Source organism: Winogradskyella sp. (assembly GCF_025210595.1).
Lineage (GTDB): Bacteria > Bacteroidota > Bacteroidia > Flavobacteriales > Flavobacteriaceae > Winogradskyella.
Map to the genome: position 1 here is coordinate 1 of NZ_JAOARH010000014.1, position 8,492 is coordinate 8,492.

Annotated in this window: 10 protein-coding genes; 1 reads left to right on the top strand and 9 read right to left on the bottom strand. The window is 32.0% G+C overall.

The window, feature by feature from the left end; translation table 11 throughout:
* Positions 1-17 precede the first annotated feature (17 nt).
* The 3 genes from pheS to N4A42_RS01170 all read right to left on the bottom strand — a co-directional run bounded on the left by pheS (position 18) and on the right by N4A42_RS01170 (position 1,973).
* The gene (gene pheS / locus N4A42_RS01160) at positions 18-1,037 is read right to left on the bottom strand and encodes a phenylalanine--tRNA ligase subunit alpha (protein WP_294068726.1); all 1,020 of its coding nucleotides are present in this window, start codon (positions 1,035-1,037) and stop codon (positions 18-20) included.
* A 116-nt stretch (positions 1,038-1,153) separates the two neighbouring features.
* On the bottom strand, positions 1,154-1,555 hold the full coding sequence (locus tag N4A42_RS01165; protein ID WP_294068728.1) for a lipocalin family protein: 402 nt from the start codon (positions 1,553-1,555) through the stop codon (positions 1,154-1,156).
* A gap of 61 nt (positions 1,556-1,616) precedes the next feature.
* Positions 1,617-1,973, bottom strand: coding sequence for a hypothetical protein (locus tag N4A42_RS01170; RefSeq protein ID WP_294068744.1), 357 nt, complete (start codon positions 1,971-1,973; stop codon positions 1,617-1,619).
* A 111-nt stretch (positions 1,974-2,084) separates the two neighbouring features.
* Between N4A42_RS01170 and N4A42_RS01175 the strand changes: the two genes are divergently transcribed.
* Entirely contained in the window at positions 2,085-2,600 is a 516-nt protein-coding gene (locus N4A42_RS01175; protein WP_294068730.1) for a CvpA family protein, read from the top strand.
* A gap of 44 nt (positions 2,601-2,644) precedes the next feature.
* On the opposite strand, the gene N4A42_RS01180 is transcribed toward N4A42_RS01175, so the two are convergent.
* The 6 genes from N4A42_RS01180 to N4A42_RS01205 form a co-directional block, all read right to left on the bottom strand.
* On the bottom strand, positions 2,645-3,274 hold the full coding sequence (locus N4A42_RS01180) for a carbonic anhydrase family protein (RefSeq protein WP_294068732.1): 630 nt from the start codon (positions 3,272-3,274) through the stop codon (positions 2,645-2,647).
* Positions 3,275-3,292: 18 nt separating this feature from the next.
* Positions 3,293-5,161, bottom strand: a complete 1,869-nt coding sequence (locus tag N4A42_RS01185) for a SulP family inorganic anion transporter (protein WP_294068734.1) — start codon at positions 5,159-5,161, stop codon at positions 3,293-3,295.
* Positions 5,162-5,245: 84 nt separating this feature from the next.
* On the bottom strand, positions 5,246-6,031 hold the full coding sequence (locus N4A42_RS01190) for a universal stress protein (RefSeq protein ID WP_294068736.1): 786 nt from the start codon (positions 6,029-6,031) through the stop codon (positions 5,246-5,248).
* 3 nt (positions 6,032-6,034) lie between these two features.
* Positions 6,035-7,615 carry a SulP family inorganic anion transporter gene (locus N4A42_RS01195; protein WP_294068738.1) on the bottom strand — a complete coding sequence of 527 codons (1,581 nt, stop codon included), beginning with the start codon at positions 7,613-7,615 and terminating at the stop codon, positions 6,035-6,037.
* Positions 7,616-7,713: 98 nt separating this feature from the next.
* Positions 7,714-8,013: a hypothetical protein gene (locus N4A42_RS01200; protein ID WP_294068740.1), complete on the bottom strand. Its 300-nt coding sequence runs from the start codon at positions 8,011-8,013 to the stop codon at positions 7,714-7,716.
* Between the two features lie 47 nt (positions 8,014-8,060).
* A partial coding sequence (locus N4A42_RS01205) for an SH3 domain-containing protein (RefSeq protein WP_294068742.1) occupies positions 8,061-8,492 on the bottom strand: 432 nt, incomplete at its 5' end.

The window sequence follows — 8,492 nt, forward strand, 5'->3', positions numbered from 1 at the left end:
AAAGCAAGAATTAAAAATTAAAGTGCAGACTTAAACTGCTCTAAAAAACGCACATCATTTTCGCTTAACAAGCGAATATCACTAATCTGATTTAACAACATAGCGATACGGTCTATACCCATACCAAAAGCAAAACCAGAATATTCTTTTGAGTCTATACCACAATTTTCTAGCACATTAGGATCTACCATACCACAGCCCATAATTTCTAACCAGCCTGTACCTTTAGTAATTTTATAATCGGTTTCGGTTTCAAGTCCCCAATACACATCAACTTCAGCACTTGGCTCTGTAAACGGAAAGTAAGATGGACGCAATCTAATTTTAGATTTCCCAAACATTTCGGTAGTGAAATATTGAAGCGTTTGTTTTAAATCTGCAAAACTTACATCCTTATCTATGTACAAACCTTCCACCTGATGGAAGAAACAATGCGAACGTGCAGAAATGGCTTCATTTCTATATACACGCCCAGGAGAAATGGTTCTAATAGGTGGTTTATTATTTTCCATATAACGCACTTGTACCGAACTGGTATGTGTACGTAGCAAGATATCTGGATTTGTTTGAATAAAAAACGTATCCTGCATGTCTCTTGCAGGATGATACTCTGGTAAATTTAGTGCTGTAAAGTTGTGCCAATCGTCTTCTATTTCTGGACCTTCACTTACGTTAAATCCAATGCGCGAAAAGATATCAATAATCTGATTTTTTACAATAGATATTGGATGACGTGCACCAATAGTAATTGGCTCACCTGGTCTAGATAAGTCACCAAAAACACCTTGATCTTCTTCTAAACTTTCAAAAGCTTCCTTTAAGGCATTAACTTTATCTTCAGCTGTTTTTTTTAACTGATTTATTGTTTGTCCAAATTCTTTTTTCTGTTCGTTGGCTACATTCTTAAACTCAGCAAAATATTGCTTTAACAATCCTTTAGAGCCTAAGTATTTTATTCTAAATGTTTCAACTTCTTCCTTAGATTGTGCTGTAAATGCTTCTGCTTCTGCAATGAGTTCTTTTAACTTATCTATCATTTTATGCTAAATTTACTCAATAATTGAGTATTTAAATAGTCCGCAAATTTAGTGATTTTATAAACAATAAACGCCTTCTAATAGAAGGCGTTTATTGTTTATCTAGTTAATATATTTTACTGTCTAATAAAAACATCTCTATATACTACACCTCCATCAATCTCATCTAAATACATTTTATTGTCTTCAAACTCTACTTGCTGCACATAAGTATCTCCATCTGATGTGGTTGAGTAAGTATTATTCCCAAGGTTTTCCCAAGTACCATTAACAGTAACATCTACTTGGCAATCACCACCAAATTCATCATGCAATGTTGAAACAAATGTTCCATTAGAAGATATTACAAAAGTATCTTGGCTTTCGCAATCGTCTAAGGGATCCTCTACACCATCTTCATAAGAAGTAAAATACCTCCAATTACCAACAAAAGGGTCGTTAGAACCACCATCATCATCACTACTACAAGAAACAAACGTTAATGCTAATGCACTAAAAAGAATAATAAATTTTTTCATTTAAAATTGAGTTTTTTTTAAGTTACAGTGCAATATATCTTTTTTGTAGAAAAAAAATTAATTAATCTATATAATTATTTTGTACGAAATAATCTACTATAGCTTCTTTCATTAACACGCTTTGCTCTCCAGCTTTTAAAAAAGGCAGCTGTTCTTTGACTTTATAATGCGGCCAACCATCCTCATCTACATAATCTAACTCATAGAAACCGTAAGGTGTTAAAAGCTTACAAATAGCTATATGCATTAAATCTAGCTTATGATCTTTTTTATACTTTCTATGTATCTGTCCTAGCTCCTGAACACCAATGAGGTAAATAATTGAATCTAAATCTAAGGTATCTCCATCTGCAAATTGATTAGATAGCTTTTCTACTACTAAATCCCAACGTTCTTTTAATTTTTCGTCTCTTGCCACTGTATTAATTAAAAATTCAATCTTCAAAGTTAGTAAACTATACGGTCTTGATTAACGTTATTATTTTAAAATGATAAAAATCGTGTACTTTTACCCTAAGAACTACTAACTATGAGTATAATTGATATTATTCTAGCCGCTCTTTTATTATTTGGATTTATAAGAGGGCTTTTTAAAGGCCTTTTTGTTGAAATTGCTTCTCTTGTTGCTCTAGTTTTAGGAGTTTATGGTGCTATTCATTTTAGTTATTTTGCCACCGATTTTCTTGAATCTAAAGTAGATTGGAATGAAAAAACAATTAATATCGTTGCTTTTGCTATAACATTTGTTATTATTGTTTTAGCGATAAGTTTAGCAGGAAAGGCACTTACAAAACTAGCAGATTTTGCTGCATTAGGCTTACTTAACAAACTCTTGGGAGGTCTTTTTGGAGCTCTTAAAATTGGACTTATTCTTAGCGTGTTATTAATTGTATTTAATAAACTTAATAATACCCTACCTTTTATGGAAAAAGAAGATTTAGAGGAAAGTGTTTTGTACAAACCTGTAAAATCTTTAGCACCAATGATTTTCCCTAATCTTATTAAAAGTGAAGCTGAGGAAGAAGCTTCCAAAAATGAGGTATAAAAAAAGTCGCTAAAAGCGACTTTTCTTTTATTTATGATTGCTTTTTAAAGCATCTCTACCTTTCCTGTGTGAAGGCTATATACTCCGCCAACAATAGCTATTTCACCATTATCTTCCATCTCTTTTAAAATTGGACTCTTTTCACGAATGCGATTCATAGTAAGTTTTACATTATTTTCTACTGTTTTAGCAACAAATGCATTGTTAGAAGAGTTAGCTTCTCCTTCTACTTCTTCTGCAGATTGGTGAACTGCAGGCAAGATATTACTTAGTAAATGAGTAATATTTCCTAGCTCTACTCCATCACAAGCAGCCTTTACAGCACCACAAGCCTCATGTCCTAAAACAAGAACCAATTTACTTCCTGCTACTTTACAAGAATATTCTAAACTACCAAGGATATCAGCATTTTCAAAATTACCTGCAACTCTAGCCACAAATATATCACCAATGGCTTGGTCTAAAACAGTTTCTACTGGTACACGAGAATCTATACAAGACAGCACTACTGCTTTAGGAAACTGTCCTCCTGTGGTTTGACTTACTAATGCTGCATTATCAGCACCTTCTAAATTTCCGTTTACAAAACGGTTGTTACCTTCAAGAAGATCTTGAAGCACTCCTTGAGGTGTAAAAGTATCTTGAACGTCTTTTGTTATAGCTATATTTTTCATTTTTGTTTGTTTTATTTTTTAATATTTATCTTCTACATTTTGTTTTACCCAATCCATACAATCATCAAAAGATTTGAAAATATGTGTCTCAGGTATAAAATCTGGAACAATATCTATACGTTCCATCATATAACGTGGTTGCTTTTGAAGCCCGACAAAAAGCGCTTCAACATTTTTTTCTTTTAAATCTTGCAATACATCTTCCATAGCATAAAGTCCGGATTGATCCATATAATCCATCTTATCTAATCGCATTACAACTATAGAAGCTGTTACAGGAATTTGCATAGCTAAGGCTTGAAAATCGCTAGTATATCCAAAAAATAAAGGCCCTTGAATGTGCTTAACAAACACTTCTTCTTTTAGATTTTCTGGAAAATCACCTTCATCTGCCCATACTTGTTCTTTAAGCGATTTTACATCAGATTTTTCAGCAGTTAAATCACCAATCTTTTTCATAAACATTAATGATGCAATTACTAAACCAATACCAACAGCATACACTAAATCCCAAAAAGAAGAAAGCACTAATACAATAAGCATAATTAATACTTCAGAGCTTAACTTTAATGGCCCTATCTTAATATCTAGTGGCATTGCAGGTATAGCACGTAAGCCTTTATAATCCATTACTCCTATACCAACAGTAATTAAAATACCTGCTAAAACAGCCGCAGGTATTTGAGAGGCTAAGTTTGGTAATCCAGGGATCATTAAAATGCTAAATAATAATAATCCAGCTATCATACCAGATAGTTTAGTTTTACCTCCAGAATTAATATTTACTACAGTACGAATTGTTGCTCCTGCACCTGGAATTCCTCCAAACAAAGCAGCAATACTATTACCTATACCTTGACCAACCAATTCTTTATTTGGTTTATGCTTAGTTTTGGTCATATTATCTGCAACAATACTGGTTAATAATGAATCTATAGCTCCTAATAAGGACAAAGCTAACGCCGTAAAAATGTACGGTGTTACTTTACTTAATTCAAAACCTGTAATAATTTCTAAATTAGGTATTGGTAAACCTTCAGGAATCTCAGGAATAGGCTTATAATCTAAACCTCCTAAAATAGCTATAGCTGACATTACAACCAAAGCAACCAGAGTACTTGGTACTTTAGTAGTAATACGCTTAAACCCATAAATAATAAAAATTGTACCTAAGGCTAATAGAACCTCTAGCCAATTAATATTCATCAATGCTCTTGGCAATACTTTTAGCGCACCCAAAACACCTGAGGCATTTTTAGCCGCTAAGGTTTGAGATTCTTTTAAAATATCTTCTTGAGTGATTTTTTCAGCTCTAGAAATTGTTTCTTTAAAATCTTCTAAAACTAAAACATCTTCGGCAGCTTCTTCTTTTAAAATGTTTTCTAGAATGACTTCCTCAGCTTGTGGCTTAAATTCATTTACATATTCTGTGTCTTCCTTAGGGTAATATCCTAGTGAAGGTAGTATTTGAGTTATTATAATAATAACTCCAATAGCAGTCATAAACCCTGATACTACTGGATAGGGAATGTAGCGTATGTATTTACCTAAACCAATAGCTCCTAGACATACTTGCATTAATCCTGCAAGTAAGAATACCATTAAAATTGCAGGTAACGCTTTATTAACATCACCATCGTTTGTAGCAATTATACCAGCAATAATTACCATACTTACTGCTGTCATTGGTGCTGTTGGTCCAGAAATTTGAGTATTTGTACCTCCAAACAAAGCCGCAAAGAAACTTATAAAAATAGCGCCATAAAGTCCTGCACTTGGGCCAAGCCCTGAAGACACACCAAAAGCCAAAGCTAAAGGCAATGCTACAATTCCTGCTGTAATGCCACCAAAAGCATCACCTTTTATGTTTGAAAAAAACTTTTTCATATGCCTTATCTAACTATTTCTACTGTAGTTAAATTTAACGATAAAAAATTTAATTTTGGGGCTAAAAAAGATTAATCGTCGCGATTAAATTATCAATAATGAAGCCTCTACTTTATTAATAATTCCCTTAGTAAAATTAGTTGTTTTAGAACTCTTTACTCCTCTATCAAGGCACAGTAAATCTATTTTATTCTTAGAAACATAACCCGACAATGTATTTACAACATCTGCATTATCTTCAAAAACATATTCTATAACACCATTGTTAGTATCCACTTCATTAGTGCTACTCATAGTAAAATCACCTATTTTAAAAGCCTTCAAAGGCGCTTCCGCATTATCTATTAAAGCTTTTGTTACGCTTTTATTTAAAGTACCTTCAAAGCTATTAAGTGCTCCTAAAGAGAGTTGCGCTTTAGAATCTATAACATTATCTCTAGAAGCAATCATAATTGCTCCCTTATAATTCTTAAGAATAAACTCAGTTACTTTATCACCTATTAAGTTAACGGATTTAGATTTTCTCCTACCTAATACAACGATATCTGGTTGTAACTCGTCTATACGCTTTTGAATTTCGTTTTTTACATTACCAATAGTAGATCTAGAATTAATTTTAATGGTATTATCTACTAATATTGGTTCTAAAAGCTGCTTTATTTTTTTATCAATATTTATAGACTGCCTATTAATATTGCGTTTAGCTGATAATTGACTTTCGCTATTTACAACATCAGTTGGTTTAGTAACATTAAAAAATTCAATATCTCCATCTATGATTTTAGCAAGCTCAATAGTGTTCTTTATTGCAGAATCTGTTGAACTTTTTAAATCTGAAAGAACTAAAATTTTATATCTTTTATTTTTCATGATTTAAATTTCAACTGTTTTTGGTCTTAATCTAAAAAATTCAATAAAGCTCTCTGGATTTTCTACAATACCTCTTTCTGAAATTAACTTTATATCAATGTGTCGCTCTTTAGCCTTGAAAGTAAAATCATCAAGAATTTCAATAATATCGTTATCTAAATATCTTGTTTCTCTTACATCTAATTCTAAATAAGTGTCTCTTGGTAAACTATGTAACTCTTTAAGAATAGCACCTTTGTTAAAAAACGTTACCTCTTCTGCTAAAGTCATTTTAATCTTATGCTTTCCATTACTCTTGTCTTCAATGTGAAGGAAGTGTGAGTTTTGGTAACTCTTTATTAAAATAACAACGATACCAACAAAAAGCCCCATTCCAATTCCTTTTAATAAATCGCCTGTAATTACCATTGGTAATACTGTAGCCATAAAAGGCACAAACTGCTTCCAACCAGACTCGTACATCTTTTTAAATAACGAAGGTTTTGCTAGCTTAAACCCAACTATTAAAAGTACTGCTGCAAGTACCGATAACGGAATCATATTTAACAAGTTTGGTATTAGTATTACTGAAATTAACAGTAAAAATCCATGAATAACCGCAGACATTTTACTTCTACCTCCAGATTGAATATTTGCAGAACTTCTTACAATTACTTGTGTTATAGGCAATCCACCTATTAAACCTGAAATAATATTACCTGTACCTTGCGCAATTAACTCACGGTTGGTTGGTGTAACATTTTTATGAGGATCTAACTTATCTGTAGCTTCAACACAAAGTAAAGTTTCTAAACTAGCTACTAAAGCAATAGTAAATGCCACTACCCAAACATCAGATTCTAAAATTGCTGAAAAATTTGGGAAACTAAACTGTGCGATAAAAGAATCAAACCCATCAGGAACAGGAACACTTACCAAAAACGATTTAGAAATTGATAAGGTTTCATTAGATTGCGTTGCAACAAAAAAGATGATACCAACTACAACAGCAACTAAAGGCCCTTGAATAATACTAAATATCTTTCCTTTTTTAGATAATACTTTGTCCCATAATAGTAAAATTAACAACGCTATTATTCCAATAACCGTTGATCCCATTTGGATATCTTCAAAAACACCAAGAATTTGGCTAACAAAAGTCCCATCTCCACTTTCATTAAAAAGTGTAAAGGTTTTATCATAACCAAAGAAATGAGGAATTTGTTTTAAAATGATAATAATTCCTATACCAGTTAACATTCCTTTAATTACAGATGAAGGAAAGTAGTAACCTATGACACCTGCTTTTAAAAATCCAAAAACAAGTTGAATAATTCCTCCTAAAACTACAGCTACCAAGAAGTTTTCATAACTTCCTAAAGTACTAATTGCTGCTAAAACTATTGCTGCTAATCCTGCAGCCGGACCACTTACTCCAATTTTTGATCCACTAAGAGATCCTACTACAATACCACCTATGATACCAGCTATTACACCTGAAAATAATGGAGCTCCACTCGCTAATGCAATACCTAAACATAATGGTAATGCAACAAAGAATACGACAATACTCGCTGGTATGTCATTTTTTAATGTTTTAAACATATATAAATTCATTTTGTGCCAATGAGATTTTACTCAAAAGCTATTTTTTAACATTTGTTTGTTGAGCAACCTTTATATTGCTCTTGTGACGCAAAAAATTATAAAATGAAATCCGGAGGTGGTGAGATTATATTAAGATGTGGCTTAGAATAGGTTTTGTAAGTGTAGCCAACAATCTCAGTTTGATTTATATCGAAAAAAACATCTTCATAATCTAAAGAAACATCTTCTACTGCTAATTTTAGACTCTCGCTTTCTTCTTCTTCTTCACTTATACTGTAAAAAATTGAAACATCAGCAGAATCATCAAAAGACAAAATAACTGTAGGAGCAGATATCATTCCCAATAAAAGAAAAGTAAAAAATACTGATATGTTTAACTTTAATTTTTGAAGCATAAAGTCACAAATATAACATTCTTCACGTTTCAGTATGTTAAATTAATTTAAAAATCCTTGAGTAACCTAACATCTCCTACTGGAATCCAACCTGTTGAATTGTCTGAAAGTTGAATTTTATGCCAATCTTCATAAGTATCTAAAACTTGCACTTTTGTACCTTCATGAAGTCTAAACACTTCTTCAGAAACTTTGTTGGCTTCTGACTTTACTCTAGATTCTTGAGCAAATACAATTGCAGGATTATTTTTACGATCTAGACTTTCTTTCTGAAATGCCATTGCAAAAGAAAAACAAGCAAAAAATAAACTAAACACACTTATCACAAAAGCAATTCGTTTTCTGGATGTGGCATAAGAGAAATGATATAATAAAAATAATACAACAAAAATAATAACACTAGCCACAGCCATTTTTGCCCAAATATCAGCAGCAAATGTATTTACTACATTATTAATGATTTTAGCAAAACCTACTTG

Bases quoted from the DNA above. Each gene is read 5' to 3' on its own strand.
- pheS (WP_294068726.1), bottom strand. From the start codon at position 1,037: ATGATAGATAAGTTAAAAGAACTCATTGCAGAAGCAGAAGCATTTACA.
- N4A42_RS01165 (WP_294068728.1), bottom strand. From the start codon at position 1,555: ATGAAAAAATTTATTATTCTTTTTAGTGCATTAGCATTAACGTTTGTT.
- N4A42_RS01175 (WP_294068730.1), top strand. From the start codon at position 2,085: ATGAGTATAATTGATATTATTCTAGCCGCTCTTTTATTATTTGGATTT.
- N4A42_RS01180 (WP_294068732.1), bottom strand. From the start codon at position 3,274: ATGAAAAATATAGCTATAACAAAAGACGTTCAAGATACTTTTACACCT.
- N4A42_RS01185 (WP_294068734.1), bottom strand. From the start codon at position 5,161: ATGAAAAAGTTTTTTTCAAACATAAAAGGTGATGCTTTTGGTGGCATT.
- N4A42_RS01190 (WP_294068736.1), bottom strand. From the start codon at position 6,031: ATGAAAAATAAAAGATATAAAATTTTAGTTCTTTCAGATTTAAAAAGT.
- N4A42_RS01195 (WP_294068738.1), bottom strand. From the start codon at position 7,615: ATGTTTAAAACATTAAAAAATGACATACCAGCGAGTATTGTCGTATTC.
- N4A42_RS01200 (WP_294068740.1), bottom strand. From the start codon at position 8,013: ATGCTTCAAAAATTAAAGTTAAACATATCAGTATTTTTTACTTTTCTT.